The sequence below is a fragment of the Deltaproteobacteria bacterium genome, from assembly GCA_016178705.1.
Taxonomy (GTDB): Bacteria; Desulfobacterota; Binatia; order HRBIN30; family JACQVA1; genus JACOST01.
This window is the reverse complement of sequence record JACOST010000002.1, coordinates 63,451-81,027: the sequence shown is the minus strand read 5'-3', so window position 1 is coordinate 81,027 and position 17,577 is coordinate 63,451. Positions and strand designations below refer to the sequence as shown.

At 62.9% G+C, this 17,577-nt stretch carries 18 protein-coding genes; 11 read left to right on the top strand and 7 right to left on the bottom strand.

The genetic code is table 11. The annotated features are described in order from the left end of the window. The first annotated feature begins 174 nt into the window (after positions 1-174). The 4 genes from HYR72_01120 to HYR72_01105 all read left to right on the top strand — a co-directional run bounded on the left by HYR72_01120 (position 175) and on the right by HYR72_01105 (position 4,635). On the top strand, positions 175-810 hold the full coding sequence (locus HYR72_01120; GenBank protein MBI1813557.1) for a DUF4145 domain-containing protein: 636 nt from the start codon (positions 175-177) through the stop codon (positions 808-810). Positions 811-1,021: 211 nt separating this feature from the next. Continuing rightward, the gene (locus HYR72_01115; GenBank protein ID MBI1813556.1) at positions 1,022-2,176 is read left to right on the top strand and encodes an acyl-CoA dehydrogenase family protein; all 1,155 of its coding nucleotides are present in this window, start codon (positions 1,022-1,024) and stop codon (positions 2,174-2,176) included. Positions 2,177-2,337: 161 nt separating this feature from the next. Continuing rightward, entirely contained in the window at positions 2,338-3,171 is an 834-nt protein-coding gene (locus HYR72_01110; GenBank protein MBI1813555.1) for an SDR family oxidoreductase, read from the top strand. Positions 3,172-3,573: 402 nt separating this feature from the next. Beyond that, complete coding sequence (locus HYR72_01105; GenBank protein MBI1813554.1) at positions 3,574-4,635, top strand: histidinol-phosphate transaminase; 1,062 nt, start codon at positions 3,574-3,576, stop codon at positions 4,633-4,635. Positions 4,636-4,667: 32 nt separating this feature from the next. Here the strand turns inward: HYR72_01105 and HYR72_01100 are convergent, their stop codons facing one another. Genes HYR72_01100 through HYR72_01085 form a run of 4 tightly spaced genes read right to left on the bottom strand, consistent with a single transcriptional unit; the run spans position 4,668 to position 9,217 of the window. Then, entirely contained in the window at positions 4,668-6,122 is a 1,455-nt protein-coding gene (locus HYR72_01100) for a DUF4340 domain-containing protein (GenBank protein ID MBI1813553.1), read from the bottom strand. Positions 6,123-6,147: 25 nt separating this feature from the next. After that, complete coding sequence (locus HYR72_01095) at positions 6,148-7,698, bottom strand: GldG family protein (protein MBI1813552.1); 1,551 nt, start codon at positions 7,696-7,698, stop codon at positions 6,148-6,150. A 2-nt stretch (positions 7,699-7,700) separates the two neighbouring features. Next, positions 7,701-8,474, bottom strand: coding sequence for an ABC transporter permease (locus HYR72_01090; protein MBI1813551.1), 774 nt, complete (start codon positions 8,472-8,474; stop codon positions 7,701-7,703). Next, the gene (locus HYR72_01085) at positions 8,471-9,217 is read right to left on the bottom strand and encodes an ATP-binding cassette domain-containing protein (protein ID MBI1813550.1); all 747 of its coding nucleotides are present in this window, start codon (positions 9,215-9,217) and stop codon (positions 8,471-8,473) included. The genes HYR72_01090 and HYR72_01085 overlap by 4 nt, the downstream gene beginning before the upstream one ends. A gap of 170 nt (positions 9,218-9,387) precedes the next feature. Here HYR72_01085 and polA point away from each other — a divergent pair, with 170 nt between their 5' ends. From polA to HYR72_01060, 5 genes are all read left to right on the top strand, one after another. Continuing rightward, complete coding sequence (polA, locus tag HYR72_01080; protein ID MBI1813549.1) at positions 9,388-12,003, top strand: DNA polymerase I; 2,616 nt, start codon at positions 9,388-9,390, stop codon at positions 12,001-12,003. 80 nt (positions 12,004-12,083) lie between these two features. Beyond that, on the top strand, positions 12,084-12,653 hold the full coding sequence (locus HYR72_01075) for a sigma-70 family RNA polymerase sigma factor (protein MBI1813548.1): 570 nt from the start codon (positions 12,084-12,086) through the stop codon (positions 12,651-12,653). 56 nt (positions 12,654-12,709) lie between these two features. Beyond that, on the top strand, positions 12,710-13,255 hold the full coding sequence (locus HYR72_01070; GenBank protein MBI1813547.1) for a zf-HC2 domain-containing protein: 546 nt from the start codon (positions 12,710-12,712) through the stop codon (positions 13,253-13,255). Then, positions 13,252-13,755, top strand: a complete 504-nt coding sequence (locus tag HYR72_01065) for a hypothetical protein (GenBank protein ID MBI1813546.1) — start codon at positions 13,252-13,254, stop codon at positions 13,753-13,755. The genes HYR72_01070 and HYR72_01065 overlap by 4 nt, the downstream gene beginning before the upstream one ends. Continuing rightward, positions 13,752-14,021, top strand: coding sequence for a hypothetical protein (locus HYR72_01060; protein MBI1813545.1), 270 nt, complete (start codon positions 13,752-13,754; stop codon positions 14,019-14,021). Before HYR72_01065 ends, HYR72_01060 begins: the two co-directional genes overlap by 4 nt. Before the next feature lie 43 nt (positions 14,022-14,064). On the opposite strand, the gene HYR72_01055 is transcribed toward HYR72_01060, so the two are convergent. Together HYR72_01055 and HYR72_01050 are read right to left on the bottom strand one after the other, a co-directional pair. Continuing rightward, positions 14,065-14,400 (bottom strand): hypothetical protein, encoded by a 336-nt coding sequence (locus HYR72_01055; protein MBI1813544.1) that lies wholly within the window; start codon positions 14,398-14,400, stop codon positions 14,065-14,067. Between the two features lie 206 nt (positions 14,401-14,606). Further along, positions 14,607-15,464 carry a M55 family metallopeptidase gene (locus HYR72_01050; GenBank protein ID MBI1813543.1) on the bottom strand — a complete coding sequence of 286 codons (858 nt, stop codon included), beginning with the start codon at positions 15,462-15,464 and terminating at the stop codon, positions 14,607-14,609. Positions 15,465-15,733: 269 nt separating this feature from the next. Between HYR72_01050 and HYR72_01045 the strand changes: the two genes are divergently transcribed. After that, complete coding sequence (locus HYR72_01045; GenBank protein ID MBI1813542.1) at positions 15,734-16,117, top strand: nuclear transport factor 2 family protein; 384 nt, start codon at positions 15,734-15,736, stop codon at positions 16,115-16,117. A gap of 140 nt (positions 16,118-16,257) precedes the next feature. On the opposite strand, the gene HYR72_01040 is transcribed toward HYR72_01045, so the two are convergent. After that, positions 16,258-16,686, bottom strand: coding sequence for an OmpA family protein (locus tag HYR72_01040; GenBank protein MBI1813541.1), 429 nt, complete (start codon positions 16,684-16,686; stop codon positions 16,258-16,260). Between the two features lie 328 nt (positions 16,687-17,014). Between HYR72_01040 and pyrR the strand changes: the two genes are divergently transcribed. Further along, positions 17,015-17,575 (top strand): bifunctional pyr operon transcriptional regulator/uracil phosphoribosyltransferase PyrR, encoded by a 561-nt coding sequence (gene pyrR / locus HYR72_01035; protein MBI1813540.1) that lies wholly within the window; start codon positions 17,015-17,017, stop codon positions 17,573-17,575. Positions 17,576-17,577 lie beyond the last annotated feature (2 nt).

The following is a 17,577-nucleotide window of genomic DNA, read 5'->3' as shown; positions in this document are numbered from 1 at the left end:
CCGGACGATCCGCAGCCAAGCACGACGCCACGTCGGAAACAGACCGACCGACCACAGCGAATGATTCACCCAATCCACGATCAGCGCCTCCCGAGACGGAGGCCATGCGGCCAAATGGTTTTTCTACAAGCTCGTTAGGCTTCCGGGATCCCTTCGGCCAAGAGGGATGCTCCCATGCTCGTTGAGTGCATTCGCTGCAAGGCGCGCGTCAATGCGGACGAATTGGCTAACTTCATCGGGTTCGACAACGAGGTCGAGTTCGACGTTCGCTACGCGTTCCTCAAATGTCCTTCATGCGAGACGCCGCTGCTCATCTATCAATGGCGCCCAGAAGAAGGACAACCGTGGGACTCCCCGAAGCGCCTGTATCCTCCGATTCGACGGCTGAGCTCCCAAATTCCAAATGAACTCCGACGCTCCTTCAGGGAGGCCATCCGATGTCAAGAATCTGGCCACTACCTCGCGACTGCGCTTATGTGTCGCCGGACGCTCGAGGGCATCTGCGCGCATCACCTCGGGACGGTTCGGAATCTCTCCACTAGTCTCAAGGAACTGCACAAGAAGAACGTCATCGACGACAGGCTTTTCGAATGGGCAAGCGCGCTACGGGATGATGGCAATCTCGCCGCCCACGACATGAACGCTCGCATCAGCCACGAAGACGCCGAGGACTTGGTAGATTTTTCCGAGGCGATTCTTGACTACGTGTTCGTGCTCCGTGATCGCTTCGAGACCTACAAGGGTCGGCGGGCAAAGCGCGGCAAGAAGAGCGGCGCCAAGACTGCGCGCACCAGGAAACCGGGAGCCTAACCATCGCTCGAACGGACTTGCATGATCTTCGTTGTGTCTCTCAAAAGACCAGTGCGCCCGCTAAGTGCCGAGCCGTAAGCACGCCGCTACACTCGACGCTGGCCCCCTTTCGCCGCGCAACTGTCTTCCAGGTCGTGGCAGCGCGCCTGTCTCCATTTCGCAGCCTTGTCACCTCGCCGGAAGTGTGTCAGCCAAGAGGCAGAGGCGACGCATGGAGTACTACAGCCAGGAGCAGCGAGCGTTTCAAAAAACCATTCGGGATTTCTTCGAGAACGAGGTCAACCCGCACGTCGATGAGTGGGAGAAGGCGCGCATCTTTCCGGCGCATCGGATCTTCAAACGCTGCGGTGAGCTCGGCATGCTCGGCATCAACTACGACGAGAAGTATGGCGGGGCGGGGCTCGATTACTGGTGGACGGCTGCGTACTGCGAAGCCACGGGGTACTCGTGTCAGTGCAACGGCATCCCGATGGCCATCATGGTGCAGACGGACATGTGTACGCCCGCACTGCATGAGTTCGGAAGCGAAGAGCTCAAGCAGCGTTGGCTGGTGCCGTCGATCAAAGGCGAAGCGGTCGGTGCGATCGGCGTCAGCGAGCCGTGCGCCGGGTCGGACGTGTTCGCGATCCAAACCAGCGCGCGCCGCGATGGCGACTTCTACGTCATCAACGGCAGCAAGATCTTCATCACCAACGGCACGCAGGCGGACTACATCACCACGCTGGTGAAGACCGATCCGTCGGCCGGCCATCATGGCTTCAGCTTGATCGTCGTGCCAACCACCACGCCCGGCTTCAGCGTCGCCAAGAAGTTGGAGAAGGTCGGCAATCACTCGTCCGACACGGCGGAGTTGCTGTTCGAAGACTGCCGCGTGCCGGTCGCCAACCGCATCGGTGATGAAGGCATGGGCTTCATCTACCAAATGAAACAGTTCCAAAAGGAACGCATGGTGGCGTCGCTCTCTGCCGCCGCGGCGGCGCAGGCGATGCTCGAACGCACGCTGCGGTACACGAAGGACCGCAAGATTTTTGGCAAGCCGCTGGCGGCGAAGCAGCATGTGCAATTCACGCTCGCCGAGTTGCAGACCGAGATCGAGATGCTGCGGCAGCTGAACTATCACTGCGTGCGCATGATGGTGGCCGGCGAAGAATCGACGCGCGAGACCTCGATGGCGAAGCTGGTCGCCGGACGCCTGGCGCGCAAGGTCGCCGATTGGTGCGTGCAGTTTCACGGCGGCTACGGATACATGGATGAGTTCCTGGTCTCGCGCTACTGGCGCGACGCCCGCTTGCTCAGCATCGGCGGCGGTGCGGATGAAGTGATGCTGCAGATCATCGCCAAGCTGGACGGATACTCGGATCGCTGATGGGAAACTGCTTCAACGCAAAGTCGCAAAGACGCGAAGGCGCAAAGCGAGATTCCTGTGAGGAGAGTGCATGTCTCAGAGCCCCTTGCGTCTTTGCGCCTTCGCGACTTTGCGTTGAGTTCTTTTCTTCGTCCCAACCGTTCGGATGAGGTAAGCGAGGAATGCGCGCGGGCTTAGTTGAAACTCCACCGATCCCGAAGCGGGTGTTCGTGCCCGATCTGCTCAAGGGGCAGGTGGCGTTGGTGACTGGCGGCGGGACTGGTCTTGGGCGTGTGATCGCGCAGACGCTCGCCGAAGCCGGTGCGGACTTGATGCTAGCGGCGCGTCGCATCGAGGTCCTCGATGCCGCCGCGGCGGAGATTCGCGCAACGACGGGCCGCCGCGTCGAGACCTGTGTCGTCAACATCCGCGAACGCGCCGCGGTCGAGGCGCTCGCGGAGCAGGCGCAGCAGCGTTTCGGTGCAATCGATATCTTGATCAACAATGCCGGCGGTCAGTTCGCACAAGCCGCTCGCGACTTCTCGCCGAAAGGTTGGAGCGCGGTGATCGAAACCAACCTGACCGGCACGTGGAACATGACGCAAGTGTTCGGCGCACAGATGCTGGCGGGGCAGGGCGGCAGCATCATCAACATCACCGCCGTCACCGGCCGCGGCTTTCCCGGCATCGCGCACACGGGGGCGGCACGCGCCGGGGTGCTCGAACTGACGAAAACTCTCGCGATCGAATGGGGGCCGAAGATCCGTCTCAACTGCGTCGCCCCCGGTCCGATTCAAACCGAAGCGTTCAAGCAGACGTACGATCCCGCGATCGACAAGATGTGCGAAGGCTTGCCCATCCCGCGCTTCGGGACGCGTGAGGAAGTTGCGTACGCGGTCGTCTTCCTCGCCTCACCGGCAGCCGGCTTCATCACCGGCGAAGTGCTCTACGTCGCCGGCGGTCAACAGATCTACGGCCGCAACCAGGCGCTGTTCGACGAACAGTTTCAGGTCTGAGAGAAGAAGCATCACCACAGAGACGCGGAGGCGCTGAGAGGGTCGATGAGGGAGGCGATCCTAACGGTTGCCTGATGTGACAAAACATTGCGCTAGGGTCACGTTTGCTCGCACCAGTTGCGCGCTCAGGCAACGCATCAATGTGCCATTCCTAACGTCATCGAGAATGAGGTTTTGGGAGGGCGAGGCTTCCGCCGAGCCGCCGCACCATCGCCGCGCCAGCGGCTCGGCGGAAGGCTCGCCCTCCCAGATTTGCCCACCGATCTGTTGTCACATTGGGGTTAGTTCAGAGCATTTTGGTGGCCTTCTCTGTGACTCGGTGCCTCTGTAGTGAAGTCCTTTTTCCGCTCGTCGAATCGCGACGCTGGCAGACGCGTGGAAAGATAGGTACACAGAGCCGCCATGAGAGGAGACGCCCAGCGGTTCGTTCGCCCCGGCATTCGCGCGCTGCACGGCTACGTGCCGGGCGAGCAGCCGCGCGATCGCCGCTACGTGAAGTTGAACACCAACGAGAATCCCTACCCGCCGTCGCCGCGTGTGATCGAGGCGGTGCGCGCCGCGGTGATCGACGATCTGCGGCTCTACCCCGACCCGGTCGCCACCGAACTGCGCCGCAAGGCCGGTGAGGTCTATGGCTTCGCACCGGAGCAGATCATCGCCGGCAACGGTTCGGACGATTTGCTCGCGCTAATCGTGCGCGCGTGCGCCAGCGCCGGCGATCGCGTCGTGTACCCGATGCCGACGTATAGCCTCTACGACACGTTGGTCGCCATTCAGGATGCCGAGGCGGCGCACGTGCCGTTTCCCGCCGACTTCACGCTGCCCGTCGCCGCGCTGCGTCAGCTCGATGGCCGGGTGACCTTCGTCTGCAATCCCAACGCGCCGTCGGGAACCGTGACCCCGGTGGCGGTCATCGAAGAGTTGGCGCGAGCGTTGTCCGGCTTGTTGGTGGTGGACGAAGCGTACGTGGACTTTGCCGACGCCACCGCGCTGCCACTCGTGCAACGCTGTCCGAACGTCGTCGTGCTGCGGACGTTCTCGAAGTCGTTCTCGCTGGCCGGCATGCGCATCGGGCTTGGGTTCGGCAGCGCTGCGGTCATTGAAGAGCTGAACAAGGTGAAGGACTCGTACAACCTGAGCCGGTTGAGTTTGGTCGCCGCGACGGCGGCGCTCGAAGACCTCGCGTGGATGCAGCGCAACGTCACGCGTATCCGCACGACTCGCGCGGCCCTGAGCGAGCGCCTGCGCGCGCTCGGTCTGCAGGTGTTACCGAGTCAGGCCAATTTCATTCTGGCGCGGCGGCCGGGACGCAACATGGGTGACATCCAGCGCGCGCTGAAGGAGCAGGGTGTGCTGGTGCGCTACTTTGATACCCCCGACCTGCGCGATGCCCTACGCATCACGGTCGGCACGGATGAAGAATGCGAGGCGCTGCTGGTTGCGCTGAAGCCGCTGCTCGTGTGAGACTCACGAGTCACGAGCCACGACTCACGACTTCAGTCTTCAGCCCCGAAGTGTTCGTCAGCGGCGGGCGGTTCGCCTTCGTCGTCGTCTTCTTCGTGCTCTTGAGTTTGGAGAGCGGGTGAGGGCGAGGTGACCGGTGTCGGCTGCTCGATGAAGTCTTTCTGCTGCTTGTCGAGCCGCGTGAAGACGTAGTCGCGCACCAAGAAGACCGTGTCGGTGCCCTGCGCCATCGCAGTGTACTCGGACTTGTTCGGTTCCGGTTGGCGCCGGCCGATCAGGACGCCGCCCAGCGCGGCATCGTTGGCGCCGCGCAGCGCAATCGAGAGCAGCGGTGGTTCGAGCCCGAAGTCGGCCCGATTACCGGGCTTGTCGGCTACAATGTCGAAACCCTTCAGGTCGTGTAGGTCGCTGAGGTACTGCGTGATCGCCGTCTCCAACGGCTTGGCGTCAGCGGCACCGTCGACTCGCCACTTCTGGTCGTCGCCACGCGCGAGCTTGATCACGGCGCCGTCAGCGCGCTTGATGTCGACGGCGCGTACGGCATCCTTGTCGAAAGCGAGTACGGTCTTGTCGCGGAAGTCCTTCAGCTCCTTGTTGAGATCTTTGAACACCCACTCGCTGACGGTGTAGATCGTCGGCCGCGTGCTCGCCTTGACGAAGATCTCCTTCTTGTCGTTCTCCTTGCCGACGAGCAAGGCGATTTCGCTGTCGTTCTTCGCCAACGTGAGCGCGACCACCAGGCGCGGCGTGTCGAGGCCGTAGGCCGCGAGATCCTCGGCGCTCTCGGTCGGAAAATCGACCGCGCGCATCGACTTCAACGTCGAGAGCAAGGTGCGGATCGTCGCCGGATCAGCCGGGTAGGTGGCGGGCCGCTCGATCGTCCACGTGTCGTCTTTCTTCGCGAGTTGGAGATTCTGATGCTCGCTGACGATCGAGACTTTGCGCACGTCGTCGTCGGCGAACGCGAGGATGGCCTTGTCGCGGAGATCCTTGACCTGCTTGTCCATCCCCGAGCGGAAAGCGGAGCTGGTCAACAGAACCTTCTTGTCGTCGTCGCGGCTGATGTAGGTGAAAAAACCGACGGGAGTGTTCTTGCCGACCAGAATGGCGGGTAAGTCCTTGTCCTTCAGCTTGACCTTGACGGTGACGAACGGTTTGTCGAGGGCGTAGACGGAGAGATCGGTCTGGGGATTTTCGAGTTCCTTCTTCAGTTCGCACTCGGCGATCGCGGTGACGAGATTTTTGGCCGCGGTGTCGTCGGCTGCCACGTCGATCGGCTTGGTGATTCGCCAACCGGCGTCGCTCTTCGTCAGCTCAATGGCGTGATCGAAATAGGTGAGGCTGACTGCGGTGGCATCGTCCGCTTTGAACTCGAAGACTGTCTTCTTCTTCGCTTCCTGTGCCGCCTTTTCGAATTCGACGAAGTACACGTAGGCGCCGAGTCCGGCGGCGACGAGGAGAAGGATCAGCGTGGTGCGAAAGCGCATGGCCGCGCGCCGTGTGGGCGGGCCGCTACTCGCGGCGCCACCAGACGACTAAGCCGGCCATCAGCAGGAGTTCGGGGATGACCAACACGGAGAGATAGAAAATCACGGTGCCCTGATCTTGCGTGAACTGGACGCGCGAGGCGCGGATCGTCTTGGTGCGCACGGAGACCAGGTCGCTCTGGCCAACCAGCCAGTCGATCGTGTTCAGCAACAGGTCGCGATTGTAGTACGTGCCTTCGATGTTGCGGTTGTCGGCGAACTCGACGCTGCCGAACACCGCCACGCGGGATTCACCCTCGCCGATGCCCATTTCCTTGAGCTTGCCGTCGACCACAGCGGCGACGGACACGGGGCCTTTGCGATCGGTTGCCGGATCGAGGCTGGCCTCGCTGCGCTGGAACAGGGCTTCGAGGTCGCTTTCCGCCCAGCTCGACGGACTGGTCTTCACCAGCTCAGTGACCACGAGACCCTTTTTGCCGGCGGCGTCCATCTGCACCGAGCGGGCCATCGGGAAGATCGTGCGCTGCTTGAAGTCCTTGGTGATGTCATGCGCCGCGTAGGTGTTGGCGAGCGGTGCGAGACCGAGGGCAGGACCTTGGAACAAGCGCACCACTTGATCGACAACGACATCGTTGCCGAGCTTCAGGCCCCATTCGCCGAGCAGCGCGGCGAACTGATTGTTGATGCGCGGGGGAATCATGAACAGTACGCGGCCACCCTTCTTGAGGTAGGCGCCGATCGCGTCGATCTCATGGTCGGTGTACGGCCGCGCCGTGGCGACCACTACGACCACGGAGCAGTCGTCCGGCATCTTGTCGATGGTTGCCAGCAGCGTCTTGGTGACTTCGTAGTTCTCGTTCGCCAGATCGGCCTTCAACGCGGAGAAGCCCTTGGCATCTTCCGCGTTGTCGATGTCCGGTTCGCCGTGCCCTTCGATCATGCACACGGTCTTGTGCGTCGTGCGGGTGACCTTGATGATCGCGTTGGTGAGGTTCTCCTCGTTGGGCTGCGAGATCGTCGTGGTCTCGTTGCCGTACTCGAGTCGGATCGTATTGTAGGCACTGACCTTGTACTTCTCCGCTTGCTCCGGCTGGCGATCGGGATCGATCATTTCGAACTTGATCTTCGACGATTGGTCCGCATAGCTGGTGAGCAAGTCTCGCAATTCGGGATTGATGCCGCCTTCAACGAAGGCTTGAATAGCGAGATCGTTCTGCAGATTCTTCACCACGCTGATCGACTGCGGCGACAAGCTGAACACGTGCGCCTCGGTGAGATCGAATTTGTGGTGGTTGCGCGCCAGGATGTAATTCACCGCGACGAGGATGACGATGAACAGCAGCGACGACACGATGGTGTTGGCCCCGTACTTGGTCGAGCGTTCGCCGACGAACTCGCGCAGGTTATCGAGGCCGGAGCTCAAGTAGGCGATCAAGGCGAACAGCCCGACCAACCCGTGCGAGCCGATGTAGAGCAAGTCGAACGGGCTGCGGCCGCGCGTCAGAAAAGCCGCCACCCCCGCGAACAACAGCAGGATGATGCCGATCAGACCGAGGAGTCCGTTGGAACGCCGCACGACTATCTCCAGCGGATCGACTCGACGGAACGATGGGCGAGGAAGAGCGACAGGACGATCACGCTGAGGAAGTACGTCACATCCTTGGTATCGATCACGCCTTTGACCATCTCGCCGAAGTGCTCAGTCAGCGAGAGGTAGCGCAGCACCGCGCCCATCACCTCACCCGATGTGTCGGCCGGCCACGAGATGATGTAGAGCAACAGCAGGGTGACCAGACAACTGACGGCGGCGATGATTTGGTTCTCGGTGAACGACGAGGTCAGCAGCCCGACGGAGATGAACGCGGTTGCCAGCAGCAACAGCCCGAGATAGCCCGACGCGATGATGCCGATCTCCGGGTTGCCGTAGAGCAGCAGGATCAGCGGATAGACGCCGGTGAGCAGCACCATGATCAGCGCGAACACAAAGGCGCCGAGGAACTTTCCGAATACGATGGCGGTGATCGACAGCGGCGAGGTCATCAACAGCTCGTAAGTGCCGCTGCGCTTCTCTTCGGCGAAGCTGCGCATGGTAATCACCGGCACCAGGATCACCAGCACCACCGAGAGATTGTGCAGCAACGGGGCGATGACGAAGTCGTTGAGGTTGAGTCGCGTCACCGCTTCGGGGTTCTTCATGCTGGTGTAGAGGCTGAGCAGGAAGTTGAAGCGCGCCAGCAGATTGAAGAAGAACCACCCGCCAAGCAGGAGAAAACCGGTCAGCACCACGTACGCGACCGGTGACACGAAGTACGAGCGCAGCTCCTTGGCGGCGATGGTCAGAATATTTTTCACGCGGTCGCCTCCGCGGAGGGCGTGGCACTCGCAGCGGTGTCGGTGCTCACGGCTCGCAGGAACACTTCTTCGAGCGACGCGCCGCGTGTCAGGTTTTCCATGGTGTCTTCGAGCACGATCCGGCCGCGGTTGATGATCACGACCTTCTCACAGATCTGTGAGACTTCGGGCAAGATGTGCGTCGACAAGATTACTGTGCGGTCGCGAGCGAGTTCGCGGATCAACGTGCGAATGTCGATGATCTGTCGGGGATCGAGTCCGATGGTCGGTTCGTCGAGCACCAACACCGTCGGGTTGTGAATCAGCGCTTGCGCCAAGCCGACGCGCTGCCGATAGCCCTTCGAGAGATGACCCGCCAAGCGTCGCGCGACTTCGGTCAGACCGCACACCTGCAGCGCGCGATCGACCGCCGCGGGCAGCTCGCGCTTGGCGATGCCTTTGATCCGTCCGACGAACTGCAGATAGCCGGTCACCGTCATGTCGGAGTAGAGCGGCGGGTTCTCCGGCAGATAGCCGATCCGCTTCCGCACTTCGTAGGATTGTTCGAAGATGTCGAAGCCGGCCACCTTCACGGTACCCGCGGTCGCGGGCAGAAAGCCGGTGATGACGCGCATCGTCGTCGTCTTGCCCGCGCCGTTGGGGCCCAGAAAGCCAAGGATCTGGCCAGTCTGTGCCACGAATGACACGTCGTCGATCGCGGTGATGTCACCATACCTCTTTGTGAGGTTGCGGACTTCGATCATAGTTCGTCGCGTTGAGACGTTCTCGCCGCGGGAACATTCAATTGTGTCCCGCGAAAAAAATCGCACCGCGCTCTTATGCAGTCGATCCGGTTTTGTCAACTGCGAGGGCGCGGTACCGGGCCGCTGGTTGGACTTGGTGGGGGCCTTTTGTTACTCCCGCCTCTGTCCCTATGCCCCCCGCCTTGCCGCAACTGTTCCTGATCGACGGCAGCTCTTACATCTATCGCGCGTTTTTCGCGCTCCCCCCGCTGACCAGCGCGAACGGGATGCCCACCAACGCGGTCTATGGGTTCACCACGATGGTACTCAAGCTGCTGCGCGAGGTCAGCCCGCAGCACATTGCGGTGGTGTTCGATACCCCGGGCGAGACGTTTCGCGATGCCCTGTTCGAAGCTTACAAGGCCAACCGGCCGCGCATGCCCGATGACCTTGCCGCGCAAATCCCGCTGGTCCACGAAGTAGTCGCGGCCATGGGCCTGTGTTCGCTGCTGATCGCAGGCGTCGAGGCCGACGATGTCATCGCTACACTCACCGAGCGATTCAGCACGGATGTGGAGTGCGTCGTGATCACGGCCGACAAGGATCTCATGCAACTAGTTGGCCCGCACGTGCGTTTGTGGGACACGATGCGCGACCGCTGGGTCGACGTCGCCGCGGTGCACGAACGCCTCGGCGTCGCCCCGCATCAGGTCGTCGACGTGATGGCCCTGATGGGTGACAGCGTCGACAATATCCCCGGCGTCAAAGGGATCGGTGAGAAGACCGCAACCGCGCTGATCCAGCAGTTCGGCAGCCTCGACGATCTGTTCGATCGGCTGGACGAAGTGGAGCAGAGCGGCATCCGCAACGCGAAGCGGGTCGCGCAACTCCTGCGCGATGGTACCGACGCCGCTCGCTTGAGTCACTCGCTTGCGCTGGTGCGGCGCGATGTTCCGGTCGAGGCTGCGCTCGACGACTTCCGCTACGACGGCCCCGACACCACGAGGCTGCGCGAGCTGTTTCTGCGGCTCGGCTTTCAGTCGCTGGCGCGCGAACTCAGCAGCAGCGCTGCCCCTTCGACCGTCTCGTTGCGAGTGCTTGAATCGGCTGCCGAGGTCGCGGCACTGCACGAGGTCGCCGGGCAGACGAAACGGATCGGTCTCGCGACCGTCGGCATGATGCGGGGCGACGACCACTCCCCGACAGCACGGGCGGAAGCCATCGTCCTCGATGCTGGCGACGGCGCCCCCGCGCGGGTGGCTCTATCCGCCGCCGCGCTGCGGACCGCGCTTGCGGGCGTGCTTGCCGATCGCGAGGTAGAAAAAGTCGGTCACGATCTCAAGCAGGATTTGTTGCGACTGGATCCGGCGATGGTGGTCGGCGGGCGCTGCTTCGATACGATGGTGGCATCGTACTTGATCGATCCGTCGGCGTCGCATCGAATCGAAGATTTGGCGTTGGACCTTCTCGACGTGAAACTTGGCGAGTTCCGCCACGATGCCGAGAGCATCGCGGCTGGCGTCGCGGTGTTGCCACGGCTCGCCGCCGAGTTGAGCACTCGACTCGACGGACTCGAAATGGCCTCGCTGTTTCACGAAATCGAGATGCCGCTCATGCGCGTCCTGCTTGACATGGAGCGACGCGGCGTTCGCGTGGATGTCGCGGCGTTGAGCGTGATGAGCGCGGAGTTCGAGCAGCGCCTGGCGGTCCTGATCGCCGAAATCTACGAACTCGCCGGCGGCGAGTTCAATCTCAATTCACCACCGCAGTTGCGGACGGTGTTGTTCGAGCGGCTCGGTCTCTCGACGAAAGGTGTGCGTAAGGGCAAGACCGGTTTGTCGACCGACGTCGATGTCCTGACGCGCCTTGCCGAACACCATCCGGTGCCGGCGAAGATCCTGGACTACCGCGCGCTGTCGAAACTGAAGTCGACATACATCGACGCGTTGCCGGCGGCGGTTAACCCGCAGACGGGACGGTTGCACACGTCGTTCAATCAGACCGTCGCGGTCACCGGCCGGCTCAGCTCGAGCGATCCCAACTTGCAGAACATTCCGGCGCGCGGCGAGGAGGGGCGGCGTATCCGAGCCGCGTTCATCGCCGATCCCGGCTACGCACTAGTCGCGGCGGACTACTCGCAGATCGAGTTGCGCGTGTTGGCGCACTTGGCGCAAGATCCGGCGCTGATCGAGGCATTCCGCACCGGTGCCGACATCCATGCGCGGACCGCGGCCGAGATGTTCAGCGTGCTACCCGGAACGGTGACCCCCGACATGCGGCGCGCGGCCAAGGTGATCAACTTCGGCATCATCTACGGCATGGGACCGCAGCGGGTGGCGCACGAGTTGGCGATCCCGCTCGCCGAGGCGCAGCGCTACATCGATAACTACTTCGGCCGCTACGCCGCCGTGCGCCGTTATCTCGATGAGACGGTTAAGACCGCGCGCACGCGCGGCTACGTGACCACGCTGTGCGGCCGACGGCGCGCGTTGCCCGATCTCGCCAGCCGCGATCGATCCGTGGTCCAAGCCGCCGAACGGACAGCCACAAACACCCCGATTCAGGGATCGGCTGCCGATATCATCAAGCTGGCCATGGTGGCGCTCGACCACCGCTTGCGCGCCGAAGGGCTGCGGGCGGCCATGATCCTGCAGGTGCACGACGAACTCGTGTTCGAGGTGGCGGAAAGCGACCTCGAACGCGCGCAGGGGGTGATTCGCACCGAGATGGAAGGCGTGATGAAGTTGGCTGTCCCGCTGCGCGTCGACATCGGCAGCGGCCAGCATTGGGCCGCGGCACATGCGTAGCCCCAGCGCGAGCCGGTCGCCGGCCCCTCATATGAATACAGGCTGCGGCCACGCGTCTATCCTCAGCAAAGGTGGCCCGCGTGGAACGTAGCGACAATGAGCTCGTTCGCGCGAGTCGTGCCGGAGATGCCGACGCGTTTCGCGAACTGGTGGAGCGCTATCAGCGCAAAGTGGCCGCGGTGGCTCTCGGCATGGTCCACAATCGCGACGATGCGTTGGAGTTGACCCAGGAGACCTTCATCAAGGCGTTCGAGAACATCAACAAGTTCAAGGGAGAGTCCAGCTTCTACACCTGGCTGTATCGCATCGTGGTCAACCTCGGCATCGACTTCCAGCGGCGTGAACGTCGTCACCCGACGATCGCACTTGAAACTCCGACCCTCGGCGGCGGCGAACTCGGCGACAACTTGCCGAGCGAACCATCCTTCGAGCCCTATCGCAACGTGCGCTCCCGCGAGGTTGGCGACCGCGTCACGCAAGCGATCAACGAGTTGACCCCTGATCACAAAGCCGTCATACTTCTGCGCGAAGTCGAGGGCCTCTCGTATGATGAGATCAGCCGCGTAATGCAGTGCTCGAAGGGCACGGTGATGAGCCGCTTGCACTACGCGCGCAAGAAGCTCCAAGGCAGACTCCGAGACGTGTTGTAGGCGAGGCCCATGCGACATCGAGCACCCTGTCCGACCGCCCCCTGGGAGCCGCAGCGATGACGTGTCGTGACGTCAGCGGATTGCTCCCGTTGTTCTTCGATGGCGAACTCGAAGCGCGCCAAATGCGCGCCGTCGCGCTCCACAGCAGCCGATGCGCCGAGTGCGAAGGCGAACTGCGCCAGATTGAACGCGTGCAAGACGCCGTGGCCGCGACGCTGAGCGCTCGCGTCGACGAACTGGATCTCAGTCAAGTGTGGCCCGCGGTCAAGCGGCGCATTGGGACGATCCGCGTTCCCTGGACGCAGCGCTTGCGGCTGTGGTCCGAGGAACACGACGTCACGCGTTGGATCGGTATCCCCGCGCTGAGTGCGGCCGCGGCAACGGCGGCGATCGTGTTCTCCCTGTCGTCCGGCAGCGTCACCAGCGTCACCAGCGAGGCCCCGCAGATTGCGGAAGTGTTGCCGGTCGACAACACGGCCATCATCGATTCGCTCGACAGCAGCGCCGAGAACGTGGCCGTGCTGAACGAACCCGAAACCAATACGACCGTACTGTGGGTGAACGACGACACCGACTACGGCAGCGAAGGATTCCCGCCGTGACGCGCGTGTGGGCGCCGCTGTTGGCGATGCTGTCGGTCGCCGCGGGCGCTGCGATTCCCACTCCCTCGTACGCCGCGGATTCCGTCGAGGTGCACATCGGCGCGGTGTTGGCGAGCAATTCGGGCCAAGAGTTCGATCCCCGCCTGGTGGCGCTTCACCGGCAACTACGGACGCTGTTTCCGTACTCGTCCTATCGCCTGGTGAAGGAAGATCAGAAGGTGGTCGCGGCCGGCGGTAAAATCGGATTCGAAATTCCGGGTGGGCGCTACCTGCTGGTGATGCCAAAGGCCCTCAAGAACGAACGCGTCTCGATGCGTGTGATGTTGATCCAAGGCACACGTCCCGTCGTCGATACCGTCATCACATTGCGCAATCGCGCTACCCTCTTGGTCGGTGGGCCGCGCCACAAGGAAGGCGTGCTGATCATCTCGATTGGAGCGGTCGGTACCACGACCGCCGCGGCGACCGCCGACGAATCGCTCGACGTTGCCCCGCAATGATCATCGAAGCCGTCACCGACTGGCTCGCCGGCACCACGCCCGAGATGTGGTTCGACAACGCGTTGCGCGTGCTGCGCCTGTGGGGGCCGATCGTCACGCTCCCCGGCCTAGCCGGGCCGGTCGGTGCGCTGGGCGGTCTGCTGGCGTTGGTGATTCTCACCGGTGTCGCGCTGGCGTCACTCGCCAGCTTCGTCGTTGCGGTGCTTGCGCTCTATCTCGTGCTCAGCGAGATCTTCGGGTTCCAGCTCGAACTCGCCGTCGCGTAACGCCCTGACTGGAATCAGTCGCCCTAGTCCTGACTCCGGTCCCCTATTCAGACGAGCCGGCCTTCAGCATCTCCAACACGTCGGCGCATGCGACGCTCGCGCGAAGAAGACGGTCGCGGCTACGTGCCTCCTGCCAGACGTCCGCCACGAACAAGAGGGCCGGCAGCTGACCGAGGTAGAGGTAGCAAACGATGCTCAGCGGGTCAGATCCCGCGGGGCGCGCCCGAAGTGCGCGCGCGAGGATTTCGCGTTCGCGCTCCGGGAGCGCCGCGCTCACACCACCGTAGCTCATGCCGGGTGCCGAGACGGTGTAACGAATGCGCGGAACGTACTCGCTCAGACCCCGACCGCCAATCACGACCTTCTCGTGCCAGCCCACGTCCGCCAGGTTAGTGAGCTGGTTAACGCGGCGGGGTTCTTGTATCCCTCGTGCATGGAGCCAGGCTTCTGGAAGAGATGGTGGGCTTCGCTGTCAGAGCACGTGCCCTGCGCGGGCGGGTCGAGTAGACGGCCATCATCGGCCTCAGCAGCTCCGCGCCGAGATCATCAGCTCGCGGCGCTTCGATGCACAGCCACCACGCGCGGTCAGTACCGAATCATTCCGGGTTGATTGCCGTAGCCGAGATAGGCGATGCGGCGGAAGCCGAGGTCCATGTTGTCGGCGATGGTGCGCACGGTGCGCTCGTCGGTGATGGTGAATTCGGGCAGGTGGGCGAGGTTGTCCCGCAACGCTGACGGGATCGCTTCGCGGAGTTCGACTTCAATCGGGTACGGCACCGGTTCGTCGCGATACGGACGCAACTCGCCGCCGCGGGCGCGTTCGACCGCGCGGCGTGCGCCGGCGCGGATCAGTTCCCGCGCGCGCACCGGAGGGATCACTTCGCCGGCCACGTTCGACAACGCGCGCTTCACTTGCACCGCTTCCGCCCACGGCGCCCGCTGGCGCAACTGCTCGCAGACGACCTGATCACCGGTGATGAGCCCGACCGGCACACTCAGCTCGCCGGCGCGGATGGTGAAGATCTCCGACTCGCCGCAATCGCGGCCGCCGACGCGGACGGCGCGGAACTGTTGGTACGAGACCGTGTGGGCCATGATGCCCGGACGCGAGCCGGCGCGCGCGTGATGGCCGACGAGCAAGACGACGCCGACATCGGCATCGAGCGCAGCCATCGTGGTTGCCGCGGGCCGCCCGGCGCCGCGGACGACGGTACAGCGCGCGTCGATCTCGTCAATCAGTAAGTCGCACAATTCCTCGACGCCGTGATTCTCTTCGACCACGACCGCGGTGGCGCCGCCGTCGAAGGCGCCTTCGATGGCGGCGTTGGCATCGAGCGTCATCAGCCCCCGGTTGCGTGCGAAGTCGATGCCCGCGGTGATGACGTCCGCCCAGCGTACCAAACCCGAGATGCCTTCCATGTCGACGCTGATGAAGACCTTCATGCGACGTGTTATCGCCCGCGCGCGGCGATTCGGCAAGGGAAGCAGATCGCGCGCGCCCCGGATTCGGTGTAGAGAGCGTCATCAATCTGGGGGCGGCCCTCGATACGATCGCTTCAAGATCTACTCGGGCAAACGGATGTTGGGGGACCGCGGAGAAAAGAACAACCGCTTCCCCGAGTAGCAGCGCTGAGTAGAAGCCGAAGGCTTCGTATCGAAGCGCTGCGTATCGAGGGGCCATCCTTGGTGCAAAGTCTTGTTTGGGGGGAGTGATGGTCAATGACGAAGACCTTGCCGACCTGGTGATCCGCTTCACCGATGCCTTTAATCGCGACGATCTCGACGGCGTCATGGCGTTCTTTGCCGACGATGCGATCTACGACGAGTTCGACGGTACCGTGAATCGCGGCACGGCGGCGATCCGTGCGGCCTTCGTCCCGCAGTTCCGCGGCGACTTCGGCACTATCCGCTTTCGCACGGAAGACCTCTTTGTCGATGCCGCAGCTGGTAAGGCGCTGATCCGCTGGCTGTGCACGCTCGAACGCGACGGCGTCACTCGCGGCTGGCGAGGACTCGACATCCTGCAGTTCGAGAACGGGCGGCTGAAGGAGAAGCACACCTACGCCAAGGCGGCTGTGCCGTTACTACAGCTATAGCGGTGCCCCGGGGGACGGCGAGCGTAGAGAGGGTGGCACGGACAGCTTGGGCTTGGTTGACGAAGCGTCGACCGTCGCGTCGAATCGTCGGCGAGCCCAGTGTCTCGGCCAAGCAGCTGGAATGGGCGCTGGGGCGCCGCCTACTCTTCAACGACCCGGAGCACGACCCGCCGATTCTGCGCCCGTCCTTCGCGTGTCGCGTTGCTCGCAATCGGCTCGCTTGCTCCCTTGCCGACGACCACGATTCGATCCATCGGTACACCCACCCTGACGAGATAGTTACGCACCGCAGTGGCGCGCCGCAGCGACAACTTTTGGTTGAACTCGTCGCTACCCTTGGAATCGGAGTGCCCCTCGGCGATGATTCGTAGGTCCTGGCGACCCTTCAGCATGAGGGCCGCTTCGTCGAGTAACGCGATCGAATCGGGGCGGATCTGCGCCTTGTTGAAATCGACGATCCCATGCAAAACGATGCGCTGTGCCGTGGGCACGGGCACCGAGGTTTTCCAGAAACACCCGCTGGTGCCGCAGATCAGGACGCTGATCAGCGAGAAGGTCGTCACTCGCATGCGTGAGGTTTATCGCGTTCACACTTGCAGGGCAAAGGTACCGCCATCGTCTGAGTGTCTGACGTTGACTGAGTCCGTATGCAGGTGTCTGATGTGCGGTCATGTGCGACAACGGCTGCGCGACGGTGGCACCAGGTATTGTCCTCGGTCAGCACCCGGCACCACGGCGCATTGACATTCCCCTCGGCCGCAGGTTAGAAGATACGAAACCTTTAAGCTGATCCTGTGAGATCAGAAAGGGATCTGATGATTGGGCACGACAACAACTGGATCTGTAGGTGACGGCCTCCTCGCGGCGAGGGGGCTTTTTTTTGCCTGAGTGGGAATGATGGCGACCCACGAGACCGCGGCTCATGAGCGCGTGGCGATGGACGCGCAAGGCGTCGATCGCGCGCTCACCCGCATCGCGCACGAGATCCTCGAACACAACAAGGGCACCGCCGACCTCGTCTTGATCGGCATCCGTTCGCGCGGCGTGCATATCGTAGAGCGACTGCGCGCGAAGATCGCGGCGATCGAATCAGCGGAATTGCCGACCGGGATCATCGACATCACGCTGTACCGCGACGACCTGACGCGCGGCCGCCAGCAGCCCATCGTGCAGGGTACCGACATCCGCTTTGCGATCGACAATCGACGCGTGCTGCTGGTCGACGACGTGCTCTTCACCGGCCGCACCGTTCGCGCGGCGCTCGATGCGCTGGTCGACTTCGGCCGGCCGCAGAACGTGCAACTCGTCGTGCTCATCGATCGCGGCCATCGCGAGCTGCCGATTCGCGCCGACTATGTCGGGAAGAACCTGCCGACCGCCGTCAACGAGTCGGTGCAGGTGCGCTTGGTGGAAAGCGATGGACGCGATGAGGTGGTCATCGTGCGTGTGGAGGAGTGATT

Coding starts and splice junctions, on each gene's coding strand:
- HYR72_01120 (MBI1813557.1), top strand. CDS start 175: ATGCTCGTTGAGTGCATTCGCTGCAAGGCGCGCGTCAATGCGGACGAA.
- HYR72_01115 (MBI1813556.1), top strand. CDS start 1,022: ATGGAGTACTACAGCCAGGAGCAGCGAGCGTTTCAAAAAACCATTCGG.
- HYR72_01110 (MBI1813555.1), top strand. CDS start 2,338: ATGCGCGCGGGCTTAGTTGAAACTCCACCGATCCCGAAGCGGGTGTTC.
- HYR72_01105 (MBI1813554.1), top strand. CDS start 3,574: ATGAGAGGAGACGCCCAGCGGTTCGTTCGCCCCGGCATTCGCGCGCTG.
- HYR72_01100 (MBI1813553.1), bottom strand. CDS start 6,122: ATGCGCTTTCGCACCACGCTGATCCTTCTCCTCGTCGCCGCCGGACTC.
- HYR72_01085 (MBI1813550.1), bottom strand. CDS start 9,217: ATGATCGAAGTCCGCAACCTCACAAAGAGGTATGGTGACATCACCGCG.
- polA (MBI1813549.1), top strand. CDS start 9,388: ATGCCCCCCGCCTTGCCGCAACTGTTCCTGATCGACGGCAGCTCTTAC.
- HYR72_01070 (MBI1813547.1), top strand. CDS start 12,710: ATGACGTGTCGTGACGTCAGCGGATTGCTCCCGTTGTTCTTCGATGGC.
- HYR72_01060 (MBI1813545.1), top strand. CDS start 13,752: ATGATCATCGAAGCCGTCACCGACTGGCTCGCCGGCACCACGCCCGAG.
- HYR72_01050 (MBI1813543.1), bottom strand. CDS start 15,464: ATGAAGGTCTTCATCAGCGTCGACATGGAAGGCATCTCGGGTTTGGTA.
- HYR72_01045 (MBI1813542.1), top strand. CDS start 15,734: ATGGTCAATGACGAAGACCTTGCCGACCTGGTGATCCGCTTCACCGAT.
- HYR72_01040 (MBI1813541.1), bottom strand. CDS start 16,686: ATGCGAGTGACGACCTTCTCGCTGATCAGCGTCCTGATCTGCGGCACC.
- pyrR (MBI1813540.1), top strand. CDS start 17,015: ATGGCGACCCACGAGACCGCGGCTCATGAGCGCGTGGCGATGGACGCG.